Consider the following 23,378-nt stretch of genomic DNA (forward strand, 5'->3'; position numbering starts at 1 on the left):
CTTTTTTAGTAATTATAATTAATGTGGCGATTGTTATAATATTTATATATTACAAACTATATAAACTTTATATTTTTTGCTTATTGTATACCAAAAGTTTGGAATGCGTTTAATTTCCCATATCTTTTGATAAGTATATCCCATTCTTCCTTATCATAAAAATCACACTTATTTACACCAAATAATTTGCCAACTTCAATTGCAAATCTACCAGCTGACTCTAAATCACTAAAATGAGTTGCACCTGTAGCACATCCAGCAACAGGCATTTCTGTAGTAATTGCTACTCCAACTACTGGAGAATTTGTAGCAACTGCTGGCTGTAAAATACTATTCAAGTGATACAGGTCATTTCCATATGGTGTTATATCTTGAATAGATAAAGGAAATACAAATGGAGATTTTCCAGTTACAGTCTGTATAATATCTAAAAGATTATCACTAGTTTTCAATATGTACCCTTCTTTGACAGTTGGCGATATTGCAAATCCTCTAGTATTGATTATTCTATTACCTTTAGTAGTATCGATTGAAAGTATTGCATCACAACTACTGTCAACTTCATTTTCATTCATAGTTGTCATATCTATTGGTGAATCCATAAAAGGTGTAGGATAATGCTCTTTAGTTGGAGCATCTGGACAAATATGAGTAGAAATTATAATATCTCCTTCTAGCACATCTCCTTTTCGTTGCATATCTAAAAGTTTCGCTGCTACTGAAATTGCTACTAATGCTCCATCACCATCTGAAACAAAACCTATTACATCTGGTCTTGCTCCAATACCTCCAAGTCTGCCTAAAATACCTAGAGTAGGGGCATTTCCTCCGTTTAATTTACCATTCTTACCAGCAATTGTAAGCTTAACTAAGTCTGTAGAACCTTTACTTGATGATAGCTTTTTTACTATTATATTTTCTCCACCATAGCTTTGTAAGTATGTCTTCACTTCTTCTCCACTTGCAGTTGATTTGTCTAAAATGTCATAAACCTCTAATACTTGTTTTAATATCATATTTAGTCTCCTTTCTTCATGTATTTTTTTAGTAATACATTATTTACTGTACAAAACATCTACACCACACATTGCTAGTACTTTAATTGCTTTTATAAGTGCTATTTTTCCTTCTTCGCCACCAGCAGCTACAGCAAATTCTTCTGTATGAGTTGCAGTGTTTTCTTTTAATTTTATATATGCTTGTATTGCAGGTATTTCATGAGTTAAATTTCCAGTATCAGTTGAACCAATACCTTGAGTTAAATCTCTTTCAATATAATCTTCGCCCAATACTTCAAAATTTTCTCTAACTATATTTACCAATCTTGAATCATTTTTTATCTCTTTATATATCTCATCTAATTGAATTACTTCTACACTAGTTCCTGTAGAAATTGCAGTTCCCTTAGCACAATCTTTAAGCATATCACAAATTTCATTTAGGTATTCTATACTTAATGCTCTTACATTAAATATAGCTATAGATTTTTCAGGAATTATGTTGTGTATACTACCTCCATCAGTTATAATTCCATGTACTCTTGCATAATCTTTAAGATGTAATCTCATGCTATTTACACTATTGAATAATGCTATTACTCCACTTAATGCACTTCTTCCTTCCCAAGGATAAGCAGCAGCATGAGAAGCTTTTCCACTAAAATCAAATTTTAAGTTAACTTGAGCAAATGATATATCATCAGGTATTGAAGCATCACATGGATGTAAAATTAATGCAGCATCTACATCTTTAAATACCCCTTCTCTAATCATAGTTATTTTTCCACCTACTCTTTCTTCTGCAGGTGTTCCAAATACTTTTACAGTTCCTTCTATATCATATTTTTTTATAACTTCTTTTAAAATAATACCCGCTCCAACAGAACTTGTACCTATTATATTATGTCCACAAGCATGTCCCATACCTGGAAGTGCATCATATTCAGCTAGAAAAGCTACTGTCTTTCCACCAGTTCCATTTGAGTATACTGCCTCAAAAGATGTTTCTAATCCTCCTACACCCTTTGTCACATCAAATCCATTTTCTTCTAATAAATTACATAATGCTTTTTGTGATTTAAATTCTTCAAATGCTAATTCTGGATTTTCAAATAAAGATTTGGATACCTTTTCAAATGATGCTTTTTTCTCATCAGATAACAGCTTTATATCTTCTTTGATTTTTAATTTTAATTCTTTCATACTTACTACCTCCTTAAATCATTCCATTTATTTTTAGAACTGTTTGAGATATAAAAGCAGAACCAAAATAAGTAGATGTCATAACTATAAATGATATAACTACTAGCTTCCAACTCAAAGTCTTTAATATGTCTAATTGGTTACCTACAGAAATTCCTGCAAAAGCTAATAATGGTGTTACTGTAGACATAAAATTGATTTTTCCTATATTACTTGCTATAAAATCTCCAACTGGTGATATGGGAAGTGATAATACAAACGCAACTAAAGTCGCCCATGCAAAACCTGGTAAATTTGGTCTCTTAACAAAATTCTTTATTACAATAGCAATTATTACTAATATAAACCCAAATACACTTCCAATCAACAAATCTTTAGCCTGTGTTTTAAGTGCTATAGCCTGTCCAAAGCAAATAATAATATATATGAACATTACTATTTTTATCTGTTCCATAATAGTCTTCAAAGTCTTTTCCATCTATACATCCTCCATTATAAGACATCTCTTGTTTTTGTTTTTTTTCTACTTCTAAACTTCTCAATAATCGGAGCCACTTTACTATAATAATAATTAGCAACTGGTAATGATAAAAATAATTCTATGTATATTCCAGTAACAGCTGTAATCAATCCACTGGTAGCTGAATAAGCTAAAATCTGTTCAGACATATTTGGGACAGTATTCATCAATGATGCTGTTGCAGCCCCCATCATAGAACCACTTCCCATTCCTGATGCCATTGCTAAAGCATATGGATGAAAGCCTATAAGAACACCCAATGGTGCCAAAAATGAAAATAATAATGTTCCAAAGATACTACCACTTATATAAGTTCCCAATGTTCCTATACCTTCTGGTGAATTTAATCCATACTTATCCCCAATAATTCCTAGTGCTGTGTCACGACATAATGAAAAAGTCCCTCCTAATGCACTTCTTCCAAGACCTAGTGCTACTCCAACAGGTAATGCTATCAACATTGTACCCATATGACCAAACTCTTGTAATAAAAGTGCTGGTCCTGCTTGAAGTAATATACCAACTTTAGGACCTGCATTAATTCCAAACATTATTCCTAATGGATATAGAGTTAAAGATAAAAGATATGGAGATACATTTATTTCATTATCTCCTATAAACTTTTTTAAAGCTGGTATAACCCTTCCTAACAAATGAGGTGAAACAGCCATACCTATAAAGATAGCCCATAGTATACTAAGTAAAGTTATATTAATACCCATAACTTTAAATGAAATAGGCCCAATTAATTCAGCCAATACTGTAATTATACAGGCTGCTATCAGAGCATTTTTAATTCCTTTCATTTTTATACCTCCTTGCAATTTTTATAATTTTCTTACAATATAAGTATTAGTGATTTAATTATATATTCTCTCATAGACAATGTATAATATAAATTTTTCATTATTTTTATATGCTTTTAGTCATAAAGTAAAAGGAGGATTAAGCATCATGGATTTATTACAATTAAAATATTTTCAAGTTGTAGCTTGTACTGAAAATATGACTAATGCTGCTAAGCAATTACATGTAACACAGTCAGCACTTAGCAAAAGTATAGCTCTACTTGAAATGGATTTAGGTGTAAAATTATTTGACAGGAAAGGAAGGTCTATTAAATTAAACTATCGTGGAAATATTTTCCTTAAAAGAGTTGATTCTATACTTAATTTATTAGATACATCAACCAAAGAAATAAAAGATTTAGCTTGTAGTGAATTTGACCAAATCAAATTAATCGTACTTACTGCATCAGGGTTAATTTTAGATGTACTTAGTGAATTTAAAAAATTACATCCAAATATTTCATTCAAATTAATGCAACATATTCCAAAATCAACATTTGACTACGATTTTGATATATGTATTACTTCATATTGCTTTGAATTTAAGTCATCAAATTATGAAGTATTAACTAGTGAAGAAATATTTATAGGTGTACCTTACAGCAATCCACTATCAGAGCTTAATAGTGTGTATTTTAAAGATGTACAAGATGAGAATTTTATATGTTTAGATGAAGGTACAAATTTCAGAAAAATTACAGATAGATTTTGTAACTATGCTGACTTTGAACCTAATGTAGGTTTTGAATGTGATTCTCCTTCAACCGTTTATAATTTGATAAAAGAAGGTCATGGAGTTGGATTTATTCCTGAAAAATCATGGTGTATAGATTATGAATCTTCTATTAAACTATTACCTATTAATGATATAAGATGTGAGCAATTTATTGAGCTATATTGGACAGATAATAAATTTTTAAACAAGTCAACAAGAATGTTTATTGATTTTATAAAAAACTATCTTAATGAAACTACTTAAAAAATAATAAATCTCAATGTTGTACCGAGACTCAAAAGTTAGATTTTATACTGGAATGAACTTTCATTCCAGTATTTTTATTTATTCAAGTTTTTATTGATATTAAATTCTATAATCAACTGGATTACTTTTAGTCTTTTATTCTATTAACGCTGTTTCTTATAATTAGTCTTGGATAAAGTTTTCTTGGGATATGTTCTGTGCTCTTTTTATTTATTGTATTTACTAAACTATCTACTCCATTTTTTATAACTTGCTCTCTTGGGTCATCTATTGTCGATAAGTGTGACCTAAAGTAAGATATTAATTCAATATTATTATATCCTATTACAGATAAGTCTTCTGGTACATTTATACCATAAGTAGTTTTTAATTCTTGTATTATAGAAATAGCTGGTACATCTTGTTGCACAAATATAGCTGAAGCCTTTTTTATTTTATCAATATGATTTCTTAATAGTTCAACTTGAGATTCAAAATCCATTTTAGATTCAATTACATCTGTCTTTAAATTAGCTTCTTCCATAGCATTTAAATACCCTTTGGTTCTATCTTCATGCATTTTTGAACTCTTATCTTCTGAAGTTATTGTTATTATATTTTTATGACCATGGTCGATTAAATGTTTAGTAGCTATATAGCCTCCATATACGTTATCGTCCCAAAAGAAGTTATCTACCTCTCCTACAAAAGATGGCTTAAAATATATGAATACGTGTGGAAAATTATTGTCTTTTAAAAACTCATACTCTTCTTTTTTTATTGATTGAGACACTATTACTAATCCATCAACCATTTGTCCATTAACCATTTTATAGACATTACTATCACCACTAATGTTGTTATTGGGCTGTATTATAAAGTCGTACTTATTAGTCTCAATAGAATTTATAGAACTGTCCATTATATCACTAAAAAATTTTCTAGTGTCTTGATGATTAAAATTATTTGAAAAGATTACCCCTATTCTATTTGTTTCTTTTTTTGCTAGATTTCTCGCATTTACATTAAAATGAAACCCTAGCCTGTTAGCCTCTTCCACTACCTTCTTTTTTGTTTTTTCAGATACATTAGGATTATTGTTTAAACACCTAGAAACAGTTGAATAGCTAATGCCTAGGTTCCTTGCAATATCTTTAATAGTTACCATCTTTATCCCCTACTTCACTTCATTTTATTTTTGCTAATATAATACTACACCATGTTGTAAATAATTGTCAACTTGATTATGTAAACGCTTGTAAGTATAAAAAAATAGGTAGAATCTAAAAAGATATCTACCTACTTTATACAAAAAATTATCATATATTTAAGTGGTTTTATGGTTTTGCTTTTGGTGTAAATACTACCGACATAATATATCCAAAAAATATAGCTGCGGCTATCCCACCAGCTGTAGCAGTTGTTCCACCTAGGAAAATACCTAAAAATCCATCACTTTGTATTGATTTTATTACTCCTTTGGCAAGTGAATATCCAAATCCTATTATAGGAACTGTTGCACCTGCTGCTGCAAACTTAACTAATGGTTCATAAAGTCCTAGAAAAGTTAAAACTACACCAGTTGTTACATATGTCACCATAACATATGGAGTTTGCATTTTAAAGTAGTCCATCATTACTTGAGCTATTAAACATATAATTCCACCTACAATAAATACTCTTACGTATTCCATTAACATATATATCACTTCCTACTCATTTACTATTACTACTGCATGTGCAACACAAGGTATTGTTTGCTTTTGTAGTGTACTTGTTGGTGATAATAGTGCTCCTGTTGATACAAGCATTACTTTGTTAAATTCTTTTTTTCTTAATTTTTCATATATATATCCTGCAAATACTGTAGCTGAACATCCACATCCACTCCCACCACAGTGAACATCTTGCTCTTTAAGGTTAAACATTTCTATACCACAATCAGTATAACACTTTGAAATATCTACACCCTTCTCTTTCAAAAAGTCTTCTGCTATTTGTTTGCCAAGTGTACCTAAATCGCCAGTAGCAATTATGTCAAAGCTATTTGGGTCATCATTAGTATCTTCAAAATAAGAATATATAGTATCTATTGCTGCTGGAGCCATGGCTGGTCCCATATTATTACCATCATCAATACCTTTATCTATTACTTTTCCAACTGTAACATATTTTACTTTAGGACCTTCTCCATTAGGAGCTAATAAAACACTTCCTGCTCCTGTAACTGTCCATTGAGCTGTCATTGGCTTTTGATTTCCTAATTCTAGTGGAAATCTAAATTGTCTTTCTGCTGTACAATAATGGCTTGATGTTCCTGATAGCACTAAATCTGCAAAACCACCATCTACAAGCATAGAACCTATGCAAAGTCCTTCTGCCATTGTAGAACAAGCGCCATATATACCCAAAAATGGAATTGCTAATTCTCTTGCAGCAAAAGATGCTGGTACTATTTGATTGATTAAATCCCCGCCTAGCATATAATTTACATCTGACAGTTTTTTTCCTGCCTTCTGTATGGCTTTCTGAGATGCAGTCTCTACCATTTTACTTTCAGCCAATTCCCAAGTCTTTTCACCATATAAATCATCAGTCATAATCATATCAAAATAATCTTTTAATGGTCCTTCACCTTCTTTAGAACCTACTATAGTACCAGCTGATATTATTGTTGGTTTATTCTCTAGCTTGACTGTTCTTTTTCCAATTCTTTTATTTTTCATATTTTCACACCTTTTTAATTTTGCATTTTAATATTTAATTTTTTAATATTAATTAAAAATATTAATTAAAATCTGCATGATTATTTCCTAACTAACTACTTCCATAACTATTTTTCAGATTTCATATCTTCTTCATAACTAATAAAATTTAAATTAAATAAAAATCCTCTAAAACATCTTAAAAATATAATAAATAATTCCACATAAAATAGAAGAACCTATACCATAAACTAAAACTGGCCCTGCAATTTTAAATAAGTTTGCACCTACACCTAATACATATCCTTCTCTTTTATACTCCATAGCAGGAGATACTATTGAGTTAGCAAAACCTGTTATTGGTATTATAGAACCAGCTCCTGCTCTTTTTCCGATTAGGTCATAAACTCCTAATCCAGTTAGAAATGCCCCTATAAATATCAGTGTTATTGATGTAGCGGAACTAGCACCTAATTTATCAAGACCTCCAACTTTCATGTATAAATCACTTATGGCTTGCCCTATCATACAAATAATTCCACCTACAATAAATGCAAGTGTATAGTTTTTTAAATATGTAGGTTTTGGGCTTATTTGGTCTACATATTTTTTATAATTTTTATCCATACTAAACACCTCTCTAAAGTATTATTTGTTAATTTTAAAAAAATAAACCTATTATTTATTTTAGACACTCAAAGTTTTGTCAAAAAATAAAAAAGATGCCTAATAAAGAAAATAATTTATTTTCTATCATAAAGACACCTTGTTTTTTAATATTTTTTATTTGAACTTATAATTTTTTAATAGTAACTTAAAAACTTAATATAAAAATTCTAAAAAGTTTAATATATCATAAGTATTATCATGATATATATTCTTTTAACTTAGATAATACTTTTTTCTCTATTCTTGATACTTGAACCTGTGATATATTGAGCATTTCTCCTATTTCACTTTGAGTCATATCTTCAAAATATCTGAGAACTATTATTTGACGTTCTCTCTTATCCAGTCTTCCAAGTATATCCTTTAATAATATATTATCTACAACTTTTTCTTCCTCACTTTCTCCTTTCATGCTTATCTTATCAATAAGGCATATTGGAGAACCTTCTTCTTCATGAATAACACCTTGCAAATACTCTACATTAAAATTAGCTTCCATAGCCATTACTAAATCTTCTTTTTCTACATCTAATGCTTGAGCTATTTCTTCTATACTTGGTTCTCTGCCTAGCTTTTTAGTTAAAGCTTCACTTTCCATCTTGGCCTTTACAGCTATTTGCTTCAATGACCTTGATACTTTTATCATACCATCATCTCTTAAGTATCTCTTTATTTCACCTAGAATCATTGGTACTGCATAAGTAGAGAATTTAACATTAAATTTAGGGTCAAATTTATATATTGATTTTATTAAACCTATAGAACCTAATTGAAATAAATCTTCTCTATCATACCCTATATTTAAAAATCTAGATACAACGCTCCTAACTAGACCTAAATTACTTGATATTAATATTTCTTTTGCCTCTTCATCTCCATTTTGAACTTTATCAATAAGTTCTAGAGTCTCTTCATGACTAAGAAGAGGTTTTTTTTCTTCTCTGGCAACAGTTACTTCCATAATAAAACCTCACTTTTGGACTTTATTTAGGCAAATTTATTTTTTTAGTCATTTCAATTCTAGTGCCATTATCTTTTCTAGAACTTACCTCTACATCGTCCATAAAGCTTTTCATAACTGTGAATCCCATTCCTGATCTATCAAGTTCTGGTTTTGATGTATAAAGTGGTTCCATTGCCTTCTCCACATTTTCTATTCCATACCCTTCATCTTCAACTACGATTTTTATAGTATTTCCCTCTATCTCACATTTCAAAAAAACAAACTTAGAACTGTCTTCTTCATATCCATGTATTATAGCATTTGTAACAGCCTCAGAGACAGCAGTCTTTATATCAACTAATTCATCTACTGTTGGGTCTAATTTTGCTGCAAATGATGCTACTATAACTCTTGCTAAACTTTCATTTTCTGATAGTGCCGAAAATTTAACTTCCATAATATTATTCATCACATACTCCTCCCTACAAAGAACTTAGAGCTTCTTCATACGTATCATAAATGCCAATAATTTTATTTAACCCAGATAAATCAAAAATTTTCTTAACTCGTGAACTTATATTAATTACTGAAACTCGTCCCCCTTCATTAGAAATTTTTTTATATCTACCTATGATGACACCTATACCTGAAGAATCCATAAAATTAATATTTCCAAAATCAAATACAACATTTTTTACTTGATTAACACTTAATAAGTTATCTATTTCTTCCCTTATTTCATTAGCTACATGGTGGTCTAGTTCTGAGCACATAAATTCTATGTATAGATTCTTATGTTCTAAGGAATATTTTACCATCAAAATCCCTCCTTCAATAGTTTTGTAAAAATAGTAACTTTTAATCAATTCTATAATCGCATTTCTATTCCTTCAATGAAATTTAACTAGTTTTGTCGTATTATTTCTACCATCGTTTCATTATATGTCACTTGACCACCAATATCAGATATACCAGTATCTGTTAAACTATTAGGATTGCCATGTTTCTTCCACCATCCAACATACATTTTTACTATATAATCACTTACTCCACTATCTATATTTATCTGTACATCTATTTTTGTTTTTTTTGACTTTAAAGTTACAATATCCTTATTGTTAACACCTATTTTTCTAGCCATAATTTGATTTATATACGCTTGAGCTATAGATGTCTTATCCATAAAGTGTTGACTAAACAAAGTATCTGCATGGTGATTAGTTAGCAGTCTAAAAATATTTTTCCTATTTTCATCTTCAAAGTTTCTAGTTTTATTACTTATATACACTGGAATTGGACTAATTCCTAAATCTCTTATCCTTTCTGAATAAAGTTCATATTTTCCAGATGGAGTTTCGAACTTCTTATCTTCCCAAGCAATAGGATTATGTATAGTAAAATAACTATTTTTAAGTTTCTCTATATCTAGACTTTTCTCAAAACGTTTAAGTGGCTCAATTACTTTTTCTAAGTATTCTTTTTTTGTTACAAAAGGATAACCTTCTAGTTTCATCTTTTTAGCTAACTCCATAAAAAAATAATACTCATCCATCAATTCATGCTTTGGTGTTACTGCTCTTTCATTGTATGTTATATATGGATTGGTCATTGAACTATAAATTATATCTTCACTTTCAAGCGTATTTGTACAAGGTATAAATAAGTCACATAAAGTAGCTGTGTCAGTCATAAACATATCAAAGCATACTTTAAATTCAATCTTTGAAAAAACTCTTTCTAACTCTACTAAATCTGGCAATTGATTTAACATATTACTTTTAGTTATTACTGCCATCTTTATAGGAATATTTCCTTTTAGTGATTTACTTGACATCTTATCAAACTTGTTCAATGTATTATTTGCTTTCTCTAATGTATTATTAACTTCATCTGATATATTGTCTTTTAAGGACTCTTCTATAAACTTGCTAATATTACTTACATAAAACTCCCTATCTTCGCCATATGATTGGCTATTATAAGGGTCAGCATCTATCACATTTGGATAAACCTTATTAGCATAATTCACTCCACCACCACTAAATCCTATTTGACCTGTTATAGCTCCTAATGCATCTATCGCTCTTATTGTATTTCCTCCATTTTTATACTTTTGAAGACCATAACCTACATTTATACTTGAATATTTATTAGCATATAAATCAACTAATGCTCTTATATCCTTTTCTTTAACACCACATTCATCACATAAAAAGTTTAAATCTAATGAATCCAAATATTTTTTATATTCCTCAAAACCAACAACATACGAATTTATATATTCTTCGTCCTGCAGGTTATCTTCTATTATAATTTTTGCCATAGCTATAGCTAATGCTCCATCTGTTCCAGGGTTTACTTGTATGTACTTATCTGCCATTTGAGCAGTCTTTGTATATATAGGGTCAATGACTACTATTTTTATCCCTTTTTCTTTGGCTTTTTTAATTATTTGCATAGTATGAATGGTAGTATATGCTGGATTTTTTCCCCATATAAATATACTCTTGCTGTTTAGCATATCTTCTATAGCATGTCCCTTAGCTACTCCAAAGTCATACTTTTGGGCATGCATTCCTGCACTCCAACAGGGCCCACCCTTATGCCTACTAACTCCTCCATAAAAATTAAAAAATACATCTCCTATATATTTTAATATAGACCCACTTCCATATTGGTCATAGTGCATAATAGACTTTGATGTATAATGTTCTTTATAAAATAGGAGTTTATCTGCCATTATCTCTAATGCTTCAGCAAAAGAAATCTTTTTCCATAGACCATCTACCTTTAACATTGGAGTCTCTATCCTATCTTTATGATTTAATCTATCTAAATGAGCAAACCCCTTTTTACATATAAATCCTTTTGTATAAGGATGATTTCTATCTCCTTCAATTTTTATCACATTATTTCCTTTAGTATAAACATTAAATTTACAACAATCATGGCAATCTAGTGTACATCCATGACTTAATTTCTTTATTGTATCCATAAAATATCTTTATCTCCTTATAAAAGTTACATATTCACTATATTTTCATTAAATTTCATATACTTAAAATACTCTGTTTAAGACATAAGTATATTTTATCAAAATAAATTTAAAAATACCTTATAAATATGATATTCATATAAAATTACTTTTAAGCAAATTAAATTGAGAAAGTACTATGCTATCATTAGAATTACAAGAAAATGAGGAAAAAGGATATACAGCTATTGAGCTATGTGCTGGTTTCGGCAATGAGGGTATTTATAGAATTAAAAAGGCTGTTGGACCTAAGGTTGCTGTGGGTGCAGTTAAATTTGATTTTCATCCAGCCTTTGGCTTTAAGAGTGGCGATGAAATATTCTAGTAAGTGGTGTTTTTCTCTATACATGTGCCTATCATAAAGTGATAAATCAATCTCTTACTTCCATTATCAAATGAAAATCATATATTAATTTTTATTTGATTATTTATTTTCTAATATATTTTTTATACTTATGTAAATAAAGCACAAACAAAATTTAAAATGTCTTTAATAATACTATTATATAAAACAATAAAAGCCTTATGTTGTTGACTCTTACAGATTATTTATCATCTGTTTTGAAAACACATTAGGCTTTTTAAATATTCAATATACTATTTTATATATCTTTCGATTATATTTTTATATACTATATATTATTTTTTCTTTTTATTGGCTTTTTCTATATTAATTTTGTTACCTTTTATCTTAATATCTTTCATTTTTTCAATTACTGTTTTTGCATCTTTTTTAGGTATTTCAACAAAAGTATACTTATCATATATATCTATAGTTCCTACCATTTTACCTGGTATTCCAACTTCTCCAGCTATAGCACCAACGATATCTTTAGCTTGTATTCTTTGATTTCTACCAATATTGATAAACAATCTAATCATACCATCTTTAGCTCCAGTAGCACCTTTTCTATCTCCACGTTCTCTTCTAGGTTTTTCTTCTATTATTTCTTCTTTCATTTCTTCCCCTAGAGATAACTTAACAAGTGCAGCAGCAATATCAACCATTGCATAATCTTCATCATTACAGAAACTTTCTAACCATTGTAATTGTTTAGTTAAATGACCTTCTTCTATAGTTTGTTTAACTTGTGCAAAGAAAGAGCCTACTTTTTTCTCTTCAACATCAGTTATTGTTGGTATATTATGCTTGATTAATTTAGATTTAGTATATCTTTCTATATCTTTCATCTTTCTCATTTCTTTTCCAAATACAAAAGTAAATGACATACCTTCTCTACCAGCACGACCAGTTCTACCAATTCTATGAACATAGTACTCTTCATCTTGTGGTAAATCATAGTTAAATACACATTCAACATCATCAACATCTATACCTCTAGCCGCAACATCAGTAGCAACAAGTATATCTATTGTACCATTTCTAAACTTATCCATTACTATATCTCTTTGTGTTTGTTTTAAGTCACCATGTAATGCATCTGCAAAATATCCTCTTGCTTGTAAATCTCCTACTAACTCATCTGCTTTTCTTTTAGTATTACAGAAAACAACAGATAATTTAGGGTCATACACATCAACTAATCTACATAATACTTCCAATTTATTTGATGATCTAGTTTCTATATAATATTGTTTTGTATTTGAAACTGTAAGTTCTTTTCTAACAACTTTTATATGTTCTGGGTCTTTTTGATATCTCTTAGTTAAATCTAAAATTCCTCTTGGCATAGTTGCTGAAAAGAAAGTTGTTTGTCTTTCTTCAGGAATCTTACTTAAAATCATTTCTATGTCTTCTCTAAATCCCATATCTAGCATTTCATCTGCTTCATCTAGTATAATCATTTTTACATTATCCATCTTTAATGTTTTACGATTAATATGGTCTATTGTACGTCCAGGTGTACCTATTACAACTTGCACACCACTCTTTAGAGATTTTATTTGTCTATCTATTGGTTGACCACCATATATAGGTAATGTCTTTATTCCGTGCGAGTATTTAGCTAGTTTTCTTATTTCTGTAGATACTTGTATTGCAAGCTCTCTTGTTGGGCAAAGTACTACAGCTTGTAAACTTCTATTATTTGGGTCTATTGTTTCTAGTATAGGTATACTAAAAGCTGCTGTTTTCCCCGTACCAGTTTGTGCTTGTCCTATAACGTCTTTACCTGACAAAATTGCAGGTATAGACTGTGCTTGTATAGGAGATGGCTCTTCAAACCCCATTTCAGCTATAGCTTTTTTTATTCCCTCACTTATTGGTAAATCTTCAAACTTTGTTATATTCATATATTATTCCTCTCCGTTATCAATTAATCTTAACCTATCCATTATATACTTTTTTAGGATATTCTGCAATTAATATTTTTAACAGTATGATTAAATAATATACATAAAATACAAAATTGATATATATATAAAATATGTAAATAACATTAATACACCTTGTAGTCTACTAAGTCTATTTGATTTAAGAGTTGGTACTATTACTAATAACAATAATAATATCATGAATGGTATATCAAGTTTTCTATTTTGAGATAATATTGGTATGTTATTTGGTATTGCTGATACAGCTATTACTGATACTATATTCAATATATTTGCACCTAGAATATTTCCTACAGATATTTCATGATGATTTTTTCTTATGGCAGTAATTGAAGACACTATCTCTGGTAAAGAAGTTCCAAGTGCTATTATAGTCAAACTCACTATACCTTGAGGTATATTAAGAAAACTAGCTATTCTTACACCACTCTCTATAAGAATTTGAGAACCTATTATCATCATTATTAAGCCTGTAGCAAAAAGTATTAGTATTTTTATAATTTCTTCTATAGAAAAACCTCTGTACTGTTTACTCTTCTTTATAGGTATTTCTTTAATAGTATCTTTCTGAATACCTCTATTTTTAGTATTCGATTTTCCTACAACACTCTTATAGTTATTAACCATATAAAAAATCAATATTATTATAAGTAATAATGAATCTCCTCTTGTTATAACTCCATCTAACCCCAATAAAATTAAAACTATAACAGATACTATTAATAGTAAAGACTTAGAAAAAAACATTTTTTTATCTACATTAAATGGACTTAGAAAAACAACTAAACCTAATGCTAACCCTGTATTACATATTATAGAACCAATTGCATTTCCTAAACTCATTGTAGTGTGACCATCAATAGAAGCAAGTAATGACACTGTAAATTCAGGCAATGTTGTTGCAAAACTAACAATAGTTGCTCCAAGTATAATTTCTGAAATATTCGTTTTTCTACCTATCTCTACAGTACAATTTATAAAGATATCTGCGCCTTTAGTAATTAATAGGAAACCTACTAAAAATAATATCACTGTGATAAACAATATATCACCTCCCCCTATTAAATAAATATTCAAGTTATCAAGATGTATGCTTTTTCTTTTTTGTACTGAGATTTATTTATTTCTAATTTATAATTTTTTCAAATATTACCTTATTATTTTAGATATTTATTTGTTTCATTTTATTAATATATGGGTATAATTTCATCACATTACTAACATATAATTTGTTTTATACTTTAAAACGACATTTTTTTATTTTTCTTGTATACAGAATACGCATAATATGTTATTATTATATTAGAAAATATATTTTTAAAAAAATATATAAAACAAATTAAGTATATAAAAATTAATTTTAACAACATTATTTATCATTTAAATCTAAGGAGGAAATACTTAATGAATGCATGGCAAGGATTTAAAACAGGAAGATGGACTAAAGAAGTAAATGTCAGAGAGTTTATACAATTAAACTATTCTCCATATGAAGGAAATGACTCTTTCTTAGCTGGTGCTACTGAAAACACTAAAAAACTATGGGACAAAGCAATGGTCTTATTTAAAAAAGAAAGAGAAAATGGTGGTACTTTAGATGTAGATACAAAAACTATTTCTGGAATAGCTGCATATGCTCCAGGATATTTAGATAAAGTATTAGAAACAATAGTTGGATTACAAACGGATGCCCCTTTAAAAAGAGCGGTTATGCCATATGGTGGTATAAAAATGGTTGAAAATTCATGTGATGCTTTTGGATATGAATTAGACCCTGAAATAAAAGAAATATTTACTAAATATAGAAAAACACATAACCAAGGAGTCTTTGATGCATATACTCCAGAAATGAGAGCTGCTAGAAAATCTGGTATAATAACAGGTCTTCCAGATGCTTATGGTAGAGGTAGAATAATAGGTGACTATAGAAGAGTTGCTTTATATGGTGTTGATGCCTTAATAGAAGATAAAATTGAACAAAAGAAATCGTTAGAAGTTTCTTGCATGGATGAAGAAGTTATAAGACTAAGAGAAGAAATAACTGAACAAATATCAGCTTTAAATGAACTTAAAAAGATGGCTGAATCTTATGGCTTTGATATATCAAAACCAGCAACTAACTCAAAAGAAGCTGTACAATGGTTATACTTTGGTTATTTAGCTGCTGTTAAAGACCAAAATGGTGCTGCAATGTCTTTAGGTAGAACATCTACTTTCCTAGATATATACTTTGAAAGAGATTTAAAAGCTGGAACAGTGACAGAAGAAGAATTACAAGAATATATGGACCATTTTGTTATGAAATTAAGAATGGTTAAATTCTTAAGAACTCCTGATTACAACAATTTATTCTCTGGAGACCCAACTTGGGTAACTGAGTGTATAGGAGGTATGGGAGTAGATGGTAGAACATTAGTTACTAAAAACTCATTTAGAATGCTAAATACTCTATATACATTAGGACCATCACCAGAACCAAACTTAACAGTTTTATGGTCAACTAGATTACCTCAAGGATTCAAAGATTTCTGTTCTAAGGTATCTATAGATACAAGTTCAGTTCAATATGAAAATGATGATTTAATGAGACCATACTGGGGAGACGATTACGGTATAGCTTGTTGTGTATCTGCAATGAAAATAGGTAAACAAATGCAGTTCTTCGGAGCCAGAGTTAACTTAGCAAAAACTTTATTATATGCTATAAATGGTGGTATTGATGAAAAATCTGGTGCTCAAGTTGGGCCAAGATTTGAGCCTATAACTTCTGAGTATTTAGACTTTGATGAAGTTATGAGTAAATTTGAACCATTTACTGATTGGTTAGCAAACTTATATGTAAATACTTTAAATGTAATACATTATATGCATGATAAATACTCTTATGAAGCATTAGAGATGGCATTACATGATAGAGATATATTTAGAACTATGGCTTGTGGTATGGCTGGATTATCAGTTTGTGCGGATTCATTATCTGCTATAAAACATGCTAAAGTTAAGACTATCAGAAATGAACAAGGAATAGCTGTTGATTTCGAAATAGAAGGAGATTATCCAAAATACGGAAACAACGATGATAGAGTTGATAGTATAGCTGTAGAACTAGTTGAAAGCTTCATGAATAAGATAAGAAAAAATAAAACTTATAGAAATTCTTATCCTACTCAATCTATACTTACAATAACTTCAAATGTTGTTTATGGTAAGAAAACTGGTAATACACCAGATGGTAGAAGAGCTGGTGCTCCATTTGCTCCTGGTGCAAACCCAATGCATGGTAGAGATACTAATGGTGCTTTAGCTTCATTATCTTCAGTTGCTAAATTACCATATGAGCATGCTCAAGATGGTATATCTAATACTTTCTCTATAGTACCTGGTGCTTTAGGAAAAGATATGGATGAAAGAATAAATAATCTTTCTGCAATGATGGATGGTTACTTCGCTCAAAATGCTCATCACTTAAATGTTAATGTATTTGATAGAGCTACTTTAGAAGATGCTATGGAACATCCAGAAGAATATCCACAATTAACTATAAGAGTTTCTGGATATGCAGTTAACTTCATAAAATTAACTAAAGAACAACAATTAGATGTTATAAACAGAACATTCCACGGTAAAATGGCTTAGTCTTTAAATTTTTATACTTTAGCTAAGATTACTACTGTGTAGAAAATAAAAATAAATGGCTATCTTATACTTGAATTATTTCTGGTATAAGATGGCCTTTTTTAGAGAAATATTATAACTATTAATAAAGTTATCAAAATATATTGTGAGGTGAACTCTATGATTAAGGGAAAAGTACACTCTATAGAAACATTTGGTACTGTAGATGGTCCAGGAATAAGATACATACTATTCTTTCAAGGATGTCCTCTTAGATGCAAATACTGTCATAATAGAGATACATGGGATACCAAATCTGGAAAAGAATATACAGTTGATGAAATAATAACTGATGCTCTTAAGTATACTTCTTTTATGAAGTTTTCTGGTGGAGGTATTACTGCTTCTGGTGGCGAGTCTACTCTTCAACCAGAGTTTTTAAGTGAGCTATTTAAAAAAGCTAAAGAAAATAACATACACACTTGTCTAGATACATCTGGATTTGTAGATATAGAAACTATAGACTCAGTTTTAGATAATACTGACTTAGTTTTGCTTGATTTAAAACATATGGTTGAAGAAAAATCTATTGATTTGACTGGTGTGGGTATGGATAAAGCTTTAAAACTTGCTAAACACTTAGAATCAAGAAATATTCCAGTATGGATAAGACATGTTTTAGTTCCTGGAATTACTGATGATATAGACAACTTAGAAAAATTAGGTAAATTCGTTGCTACATTAAAAAATGTAGAGAGATTCGAATTACTGCCATATCATTCTATGGGAATACACAAATGGGAAAATCTAGGTATTGATTATGAATTAAAAGATGTTCCTGATGCTACCAAAGAAGATATTAAAAAAGCTAGTGAAATAATCTCTAAGTTTGGAGCAAAAGTGTATAATAGCTAATACTACTTGAGATTAATAGTTATCACAATAAAATAAGGTAAAATATAAGATTTAAAAAACCTTATATTTTACCTTATTTTTAGTATACTTTATCTACACTCATCAATTTGATAATTGAAGTCTATAAAACTCAGATGCACTTACAGGTCTACCAAATAAAAAACCTTGAATAATATCTACACCTAAACTCTTCACTATATTGTATTCTTCATAGGACTCAATACCTTCAACACAAACTTTTAAGTTGATAATATGAGCTAATTTAATAATATATTCTAGGAAGGTATGTTCATAACTATTATATGTAATATTCTTAACAAAACTTCTTTCAATCTTTATTATATTAACAGATAACTCTTTAAGATAATTTAAAGATGAATATCCAGTACCAAAATCATCAATTGCAATATGTACTCCAATACTTTTTAAACTAATAAACTTATCATTCAATAAATTTATATCTGGTACCCAACAATTCTCTGTTAATTCTAAAATTAAAAATTCAGGTTTTAATTGATATTCTATCAAACATTCTATTATAAAATCTCTAAAAAAATCTTCCTTTAGTTGAATATATGATACATTTACAGATATCTTGAAATCTGGATTTACTTTATGCCATTCTTTACACTGTTTTACAGCCTTTTTTATAATCCACTTTCCTACTGGTATAATTAGATTACTTTGTTCTAGTATTGGTATAAATTCAACAGGAGATACTTCTCCATAAGTATTTGAATGCCATCTCAAAAGTGCCTCTGCTCCTATGACATTTTTGTTAAATGCATCTACCTGTGGCTGGAAAAATAATTCAAGGTCATTAAAATCATTTTCAACACACTCTCTCAACTTCTGTTGCATTGAAATTACTTTTAACTTATTTTCATAGAGTTCTTTTGAAAAAAACTTCATTCTATTTTTACCACCAATTTTTGCGATATCTAACGCAATATCAGCATGTTTAAATAAGTCCAAATAATTATCTCCATCTTCTGGATACATAGCAACCCCCGCAGTTATTGTACAATAATATTTATTTGATTCGATTTCATGCTGAGTATTTGTATACAATTGTATTTTTTCATATAAATTTTCTATAGTTTCTTTATTGCACATAGGGTAAAAAAATGCAAATTCGTCTCCATCTAATCTGTACAATCTAACATCCTTAGGTAAATATTCTAAAACTTCTGTAGCAATTGCACGCAAAACCTTGTCACCATAAGAGTGTCCATATTTCTCATTTATATTTTTAAAATTATCAATATCCATGATAAACATAGCTCCACTTGTATAGATTTTCTCTTTTGTAATACAATTCATTCTGTATTCAAATTGTTCTCTATTCCATGTCCCTGTGATAGAATCAAATTTATTCTTTTCGCCTATATTCTTTATCCTACCAACCATAATTATAGTTTTTTTATCATCTGATACATAAGCTTTACCTCTACAAGAAACCCATACTATCTCTTCATACTTGTTTATTAATCTATACTCTAAATTGTGTTCATCCTTTTCTCCATTTAGCAAGACTTGTATATCGTCTTTCCACACTTGAACATCATCTGGATAAATAATTTTGCTCCAACAATTGACTAAATCATATTCTATATCTTTACTTAGATTAAATTCATCAAAAACGGTTGAGGATATTTTAAAATTATTCTTATTTATATCCCAAAAAAAAATATAATCTTCTGTATTTTGAGATAAAAGTTCAAAGAAAATTTCTACCTGATTTAAATCTAAAGAGTTTAGTTCTTCTCTCATCTTTTCCCCCTACAATATAAGTAATATAGTAAGATTATAACCCTACTTATAATAAAAATAAAAGTAGGGTTATAATTTATTACTATTGGTGTAGTTTAATCAACAAAATATTCTTATTTAGATTATACTATTTTACTAATTTTTTTATCTCATTAAATGCATCTTCATTTCCATTTCCTCCTACCTTAGTTATCTTATCAAATTTCTTACTTTTAACTAAAGTTTTTTGAGACTCATCAAGTGATTTTGCTACAATCATTACTGGCGATTTATTTTTACCTGCTAAAACACCTACTGTTAAAGCATCTATTAAATCATTTTCTCTTAACATCCCATTTTTTGTTACATAAAGATTTCTTAGTTCTTTATCCTTATAAAACTCTTCTATTACTTTTGAATTTGTTTTATTTCTATCTTCTCCACCTATTCTCTTTGGATTTGGAAATTGTTTTTCTATAGATTTTGGCAAAGAAGTTTCTCCTCCTATAATATAAGATTTTGATATTTCTTCTTCATCTATAAATTTTTTAATAGATATCATCTCATTTTTTACATTTGTAAGAATTATTGGAGTTTTATTTTGTGCTGAAATACCACCAACACTTATTGCATCTGCTAATCCATCGTGTCCATTGACTACAGATACTTTTTCTACATCTACTATTTTATCTATTTCTTTAGCAAGTTTTAGAGAAGTTGAATATCTATCCACTCCACCTATTCTTACAATAGTAAACCCTTTTAATTTTAATTCTTTTTCTAAATCGGAACTTAATGTATTTTCTCCACCTATTATATAAATATTTTTTGCTTTTAATCTTTTTATCTCTGCTTCTGTATTTGTATTTAATTTATTTTTTTCAGTTAATAAAATAGGTGCATTTTTAGTAGATGAAAATGGAGTTGCTGATAGGGCATCTGGTATTGATGTACTATTTACTAGTATCACATTTTCAGCTGATTCAAAACCTCTTTTACTTATTTTTATAGCAGTTTCATATCTATCATCACCTGTCAAATTTTCTTCTGATGGGCTAGTTGTATTAGTAGATGAGCCTCCACTACTTCCACCACTACTTCCTCCACTATTTCCACCTGAATTATCATCTCCACCTGAATTATCAGATATCTTTTCCCATTGAGCATAAAGTGTTATATTATCATCAACATTAATTATCTCACTTCCATCACCTTTATACGGAGTTCCACTACCATCTGGTTTTGTATTCCACCCAATAAATTTGTATCCTTCTTTTGTAAGATTTCCTGTATTCGCTTTTACACTTGTATTTGCATTTCCATCATGCAGTTCATCTTCAGGTACATCTCCTTGTCCACCATTATTTTCATATTTAACTCTGTATTTATCTGTCCAAAATGCATAAAGGGTTGTATTTATATCCTTTATGTTAAACTTTTCTCCTGATTTATATCTACTGCCTGTATCATCTGCTTTTGTACTCCAATAAAAATTTCCTCCTCTACCAGAGGGTGCTACTAAACCATTATCACCAAGTACAGTAACTTCATCTCCTTTTCCATATACATTATTATCTATTGGAGCTGTACCTGTACTTCCATTTTTATCATATGTTATTCTACATTCCTCTTTCCATTGTGCAAATAAAGTTGTATTTTTCGTAAGGTTAAATTTATCACCATCTCTGTATGAAGTCCCTTCACCATTATTTTTTGTATTCCATCCCATAAATATTGATCCAACTTTAGATGGTATCTGGCTTGTAACAGTTACTTCAGCGCCTTTTTTATGTTTTTCTTCTGATATACTTCCTGCTCCTCCATTTAGGTTATAATCTAATTTATATCCCCATTGTGCATATATTGTATCTCCTGAGATATCTGGCGGAATAGGGTCTCCTTCTTTAAAAGATGTACCACTTCCATCTTCTTCTGTATTCCATCCTAAGAATTCTTCATCACCATTGATAAGTCCACCTGACCCTGGGAATTTGTCAGCCTCTCCTGGTTTTGGCAAATCTGGAAGTGTACCTGTTCCTCCATTACCATCCAGTTGCAAATCATATTCCCATTGTGCATAAAGGTCTATGTTAAAATTGTCATAATTTTTTAATAATACCTCAAAACTTGAGCCTAAATTATAAGATTTTCCTGTGCCATCAGCTTTTGTATTCCACTTTGTAAGTTTATAATTTGTTTTTTTAAGGTTACCTTCATTTTCTTTAATTTGCAAATTATCATTCTGATGATACTTATTTGAATCTGATGGAACATTACCTGAAGTATTTCCATTTCCGTTATATCTTACTTGTAAAAAGTCTGGAATCCAAATGGCGTAAAGTGTTATATCTCTGTCTATACCTACTGCTACTATATTTTCTCCACCTGCATATGGTTGAGTACCACTTGCCAAATGGTCCCTTGAGACACTCCAAGCATCAGTATGATAGTTTCCTCTTGTAAGGTTACTACTTAGTGCTAAATAAGAATCAAAATCATCAAGGTCATATACTTTTGGACCTGTTATTACTGGTCCAGGAATAAACGCTCCTCCACTAAGTATAGCTTCATTTATCGTTCCTCCAGTAGCCCCATTACCATCATAAGTTATTGTAATATTATTAACTCTCCTTAAGTTTTTATCTTGAATCTGCTTATTAAATATCTTATTTAAATCATACTCAGCAAAAACATTTGAATAATTTAAAGGAATTATAGCAAATGTAAGTATACATATAGTTAATTTTTTTAACTTTTGATTCATCAAAACCCTCCTTATTTGTTTAAAAAATAATTTTATTTTTTCATTTTGTAAAATAAAGAAATACTGATAAAATCTATATCAGAATTTCTTATAACTATTAGAATCTTATTCTTATATAAATATTAAAGAAGATTCTAACTTATAAATTACAATAAT

20 protein-coding genes are annotated in these 23,378 nt (G+C 29.3%); 4 read left to right on the forward strand and 16 right to left on the reverse strand.

The genetic code is table 11. The annotated features are described in order from the left end of the window. Positions 1-80: 80 nt before the first annotated feature. Genes IC213_RS12555 through IC213_RS12570 form a run of 4 tightly spaced genes read right to left on the reverse strand, consistent with a single transcriptional unit; the run spans position 81 to position 3,527 of the window. The gene (locus IC213_RS12555) at positions 81-1,016 is read right to left on the reverse strand and encodes a DUF1177 domain-containing protein (protein WP_227433395.1); all 936 of its coding nucleotides are present in this window, start codon (positions 1,014-1,016) and stop codon (positions 81-83) included. Between the two features lie 39 nt (positions 1,017-1,055). Beyond that, entirely contained in the window at positions 1,056-2,201 is a 1,146-nt protein-coding gene (locus IC213_RS12560; protein WP_227860786.1) for a M20 family metallopeptidase, read from the reverse strand. Between the two features lie 13 nt (positions 2,202-2,214). Then, entirely contained in the window at positions 2,215-2,679 is a 465-nt protein-coding gene (locus IC213_RS12565; protein ID WP_227433397.1) for a hypothetical protein, read from the reverse strand. 14 nt (positions 2,680-2,693) lie between these two features. Continuing rightward, complete coding sequence (locus IC213_RS12570; RefSeq protein WP_227433398.1) at positions 2,694-3,527, reverse strand: DUF3100 domain-containing protein; 834 nt, start codon at positions 3,525-3,527, stop codon at positions 2,694-2,696. Positions 3,528-3,675: 148 nt separating this feature from the next. Between IC213_RS12570 and IC213_RS12575 the strand changes: the two genes are divergently transcribed. Then, on the forward strand, positions 3,676-4,548 hold the full coding sequence (locus tag IC213_RS12575; protein ID WP_227482986.1) for a LysR family transcriptional regulator: 873 nt from the start codon (positions 3,676-3,678) through the stop codon (positions 4,546-4,548). A 130-nt stretch (positions 4,549-4,678) separates the two neighbouring features. On the opposite strand, the gene IC213_RS12580 is transcribed toward IC213_RS12575, so the two are convergent. The 8 genes from IC213_RS12580 to IC213_RS12615 all read right to left on the reverse strand — a co-directional run bounded on the left by IC213_RS12580 (position 4,679) and on the right by IC213_RS12615 (position 11,842). Further along, positions 4,679-5,698, reverse strand: a complete 1,020-nt coding sequence (locus IC213_RS12580; RefSeq protein ID WP_227482987.1) for a LacI family DNA-binding transcriptional regulator — start codon at positions 5,696-5,698, stop codon at positions 4,679-4,681. Positions 5,699-5,867: 169 nt separating this feature from the next. Continuing rightward, positions 5,868-6,230 carry a stage V sporulation protein AE gene (spoVAE, locus tag IC213_RS12585; protein WP_227433401.1) on the reverse strand — a complete coding sequence of 121 codons (363 nt, stop codon included), beginning with the start codon at positions 6,228-6,230 and terminating at the stop codon, positions 5,868-5,870. Positions 6,231-6,242: 12 nt separating this feature from the next. Continuing rightward, positions 6,243-7,256 carry a stage V sporulation protein AD gene (spoVAD, locus tag IC213_RS12590; RefSeq protein WP_227433402.1) on the reverse strand — a complete coding sequence of 338 codons (1,014 nt, stop codon included), beginning with the start codon at positions 7,254-7,256 and terminating at the stop codon, positions 6,243-6,245. A gap of 168 nt (positions 7,257-7,424) precedes the next feature. Beyond that, the gene (gene spoVAC, locus IC213_RS12595) at positions 7,425-7,862 is read right to left on the reverse strand and encodes a stage V sporulation protein AC (RefSeq protein ID WP_021425350.1); all 438 of its coding nucleotides are present in this window, start codon (positions 7,860-7,862) and stop codon (positions 7,425-7,427) included. A 238-nt stretch (positions 7,863-8,100) separates the two neighbouring features. Next, entirely contained in the window at positions 8,101-8,865 is a 765-nt protein-coding gene (gene sigF, locus IC213_RS12600; RefSeq protein ID WP_227433403.1) for an RNA polymerase sporulation sigma factor SigF, read from the reverse strand. Between the two features lie 22 nt (positions 8,866-8,887). Beyond that, positions 8,888-9,316, reverse strand: coding sequence for an anti-sigma F factor (gene spoIIAB / locus IC213_RS12605; RefSeq protein WP_227433404.1), 429 nt, complete (start codon positions 9,314-9,316; stop codon positions 8,888-8,890). Positions 9,317-9,329: 13 nt separating this feature from the next. Continuing rightward, entirely contained in the window at positions 9,330-9,665 is a 336-nt protein-coding gene (spoIIAA, locus tag IC213_RS12610; RefSeq protein ID WP_227433405.1) for an anti-sigma F factor antagonist, read from the reverse strand. A gap of 86 nt (positions 9,666-9,751) precedes the next feature. Beyond that, positions 9,752-11,842, reverse strand: a complete 2,091-nt coding sequence (locus tag IC213_RS12615) for a molybdopterin-dependent oxidoreductase (protein WP_227433406.1) — start codon at positions 11,840-11,842, stop codon at positions 9,752-9,754. 178 nt (positions 11,843-12,020) lie between these two features. Here IC213_RS12615 and IC213_RS12620 point away from each other — a divergent pair, with 178 nt between their 5' ends. Continuing rightward, complete coding sequence (locus IC213_RS12620; protein ID WP_413926627.1) at positions 12,021-12,206, forward strand: DUF6506 family protein; 186 nt, start codon at positions 12,021-12,023, stop codon at positions 12,204-12,206. A gap of 314 nt (positions 12,207-12,520) precedes the next feature. On the opposite strand, the gene IC213_RS12625 is transcribed toward IC213_RS12620, so the two are convergent. Continuing rightward, entirely contained in the window at positions 12,521-14,134 is a 1,614-nt protein-coding gene (locus IC213_RS12625; protein ID WP_227433407.1) for a DEAD/DEAH box helicase, read from the reverse strand. 90 nt (positions 14,135-14,224) lie between these two features. Then, positions 14,225-15,220 (reverse strand): calcium/sodium antiporter, encoded by a 996-nt coding sequence (locus IC213_RS12630; protein WP_227863134.1) that lies wholly within the window; start codon positions 15,218-15,220, stop codon positions 14,225-14,227. A 360-nt stretch (positions 15,221-15,580) separates the two neighbouring features. Here IC213_RS12630 and pflB point away from each other — a divergent pair, with 360 nt between their 5' ends. Further along, the gene (gene pflB / locus IC213_RS12635) at positions 15,581-17,812 is read left to right on the forward strand and encodes a formate C-acetyltransferase (RefSeq protein ID WP_227433409.1); all 2,232 of its coding nucleotides are present in this window, start codon (positions 15,581-15,583) and stop codon (positions 17,810-17,812) included. A gap of 159 nt (positions 17,813-17,971) precedes the next feature. Next, the gene (gene pflA, locus IC213_RS12640) at positions 17,972-18,706 is read left to right on the forward strand and encodes a pyruvate formate-lyase-activating protein (protein WP_227433410.1); all 735 of its coding nucleotides are present in this window, start codon (positions 17,972-17,974) and stop codon (positions 18,704-18,706) included. Between the two features lie 102 nt (positions 18,707-18,808). On the opposite strand, the gene IC213_RS12645 is transcribed toward pflA, so the two are convergent. Both IC213_RS12645 and IC213_RS12650 read right to left on the reverse strand, forming a co-directional pair. Beyond that, positions 18,809-20,479 (reverse strand): GGDEF and EAL domain-containing protein, encoded by a 1,671-nt coding sequence (locus IC213_RS12645; RefSeq protein WP_227863135.1) that lies wholly within the window; start codon positions 20,477-20,479, stop codon positions 18,809-18,811. A 127-nt stretch (positions 20,480-20,606) separates the two neighbouring features. After that, positions 20,607-23,222 (reverse strand): cell wall-binding repeat-containing protein, encoded by a 2,616-nt coding sequence (locus IC213_RS12650; RefSeq protein WP_227863136.1) that lies wholly within the window; start codon positions 23,220-23,222, stop codon positions 20,607-20,609. Between the last annotated feature and the right edge of the window lie 156 nt (positions 23,223-23,378).

Source organism: Clostridioides sp. ES-S-0049-02, assembly GCF_020658465.1.
Classification (GTDB): domain Bacteria; phylum Bacillota; class Clostridia; order Peptostreptococcales; family Peptostreptococcaceae; genus Clostridioides.

Bases quoted from the DNA above. Each gene is read 5' to 3' on its own strand.
- spoVAD (WP_227433402.1), bottom strand. From the start codon at position 7,256: ATGAAAAATAAAAGAATTGGAAAAAGAACAGTCAAGCTAGAGAATAAA.
- spoVAC (WP_021425350.1), bottom strand. From the start codon at position 7,862: ATGGATAAAAATTATAAAAAATATGTAGACCAAATAAGCCCAAAACCT.
- IC213_RS12650 (WP_227863136.1), bottom strand. From the start codon at position 23,222: ATGAATCAAAAGTTAAAAAAATTAACTATATGTATACTTACATTTGCT.
- IC213_RS12645 (WP_227863135.1), bottom strand. From the start codon at position 20,479: ATGAGAGAAGAACTAAACTCTTTAGATTTAAATCAGGTAGAAATTTTC.
- IC213_RS12615 (WP_227433406.1), bottom strand. From the start codon at position 11,842: ATGGATACAATAAAGAAATTAAGTCATGGATGTACACTAGATTGCCAT.
- pflA (WP_227433410.1), top strand. From the start codon at position 17,972: ATGATTAAGGGAAAAGTACACTCTATAGAAACATTTGGTACTGTAGAT.
- IC213_RS12565 (WP_227433397.1), bottom strand. From the start codon at position 2,679: ATGGAAAAGACTTTGAAGACTATTATGGAACAGATAAAAATAGTAATG.
- spoIIAA (WP_227433405.1), bottom strand. From the start codon at position 9,665: ATGGTAAAATATTCCTTAGAACATAAGAATCTATACATAGAATTTATG.
- spoVAE (WP_227433401.1), bottom strand. From the start codon at position 6,230: ATGTTAATGGAATACGTAAGAGTATTTATTGTAGGTGGAATTATATGT.
- IC213_RS12620 (WP_413926627.1), top strand. From the start codon at position 12,021: ATGCTATCATTAGAATTACAAGAAAATGAGGAAAAAGGATATACAGCT.
- IC213_RS12625 (WP_227433407.1), bottom strand. From the start codon at position 14,134: ATGAATATAACAAAGTTTGAAGATTTACCAATAAGTGAGGGAATAAAA.
- pflB (WP_227433409.1), top strand. From the start codon at position 15,581: ATGAATGCATGGCAAGGATTTAAAACAGGAAGATGGACTAAAGAAGTA.
- IC213_RS12570 (WP_227433398.1), bottom strand. From the start codon at position 3,527: ATGAAAGGAATTAAAAATGCTCTGATAGCAGCCTGTATAATTACAGTA.
- IC213_RS12580 (WP_227482987.1), bottom strand. From the start codon at position 5,698: ATGGTAACTATTAAAGATATTGCAAGGAACCTAGGCATTAGCTATTCA.
- sigF (WP_227433403.1), bottom strand. From the start codon at position 8,865: ATGGAAGTAACTGTTGCCAGAGAAGAAAAAAAACCTCTTCTTAGTCAT.
- spoIIAB (WP_227433404.1), bottom strand. From the start codon at position 9,316: ATGAATAATATTATGGAAGTTAAATTTTCGGCACTATCAGAAAATGAA.
- IC213_RS12560 (WP_227860786.1), bottom strand. From the start codon at position 2,201: ATGAAAGAATTAAAATTAAAAATCAAAGAAGATATAAAGCTGTTATCT.
- IC213_RS12575 (WP_227482986.1), top strand. From the start codon at position 3,676: ATGGATTTATTACAATTAAAATATTTTCAAGTTGTAGCTTGTACTGAA.
- IC213_RS12555 (WP_227433395.1), bottom strand. From the start codon at position 1,016: ATGATATTAAAACAAGTATTAGAGGTTTATGACATTTTAGACAAATCA.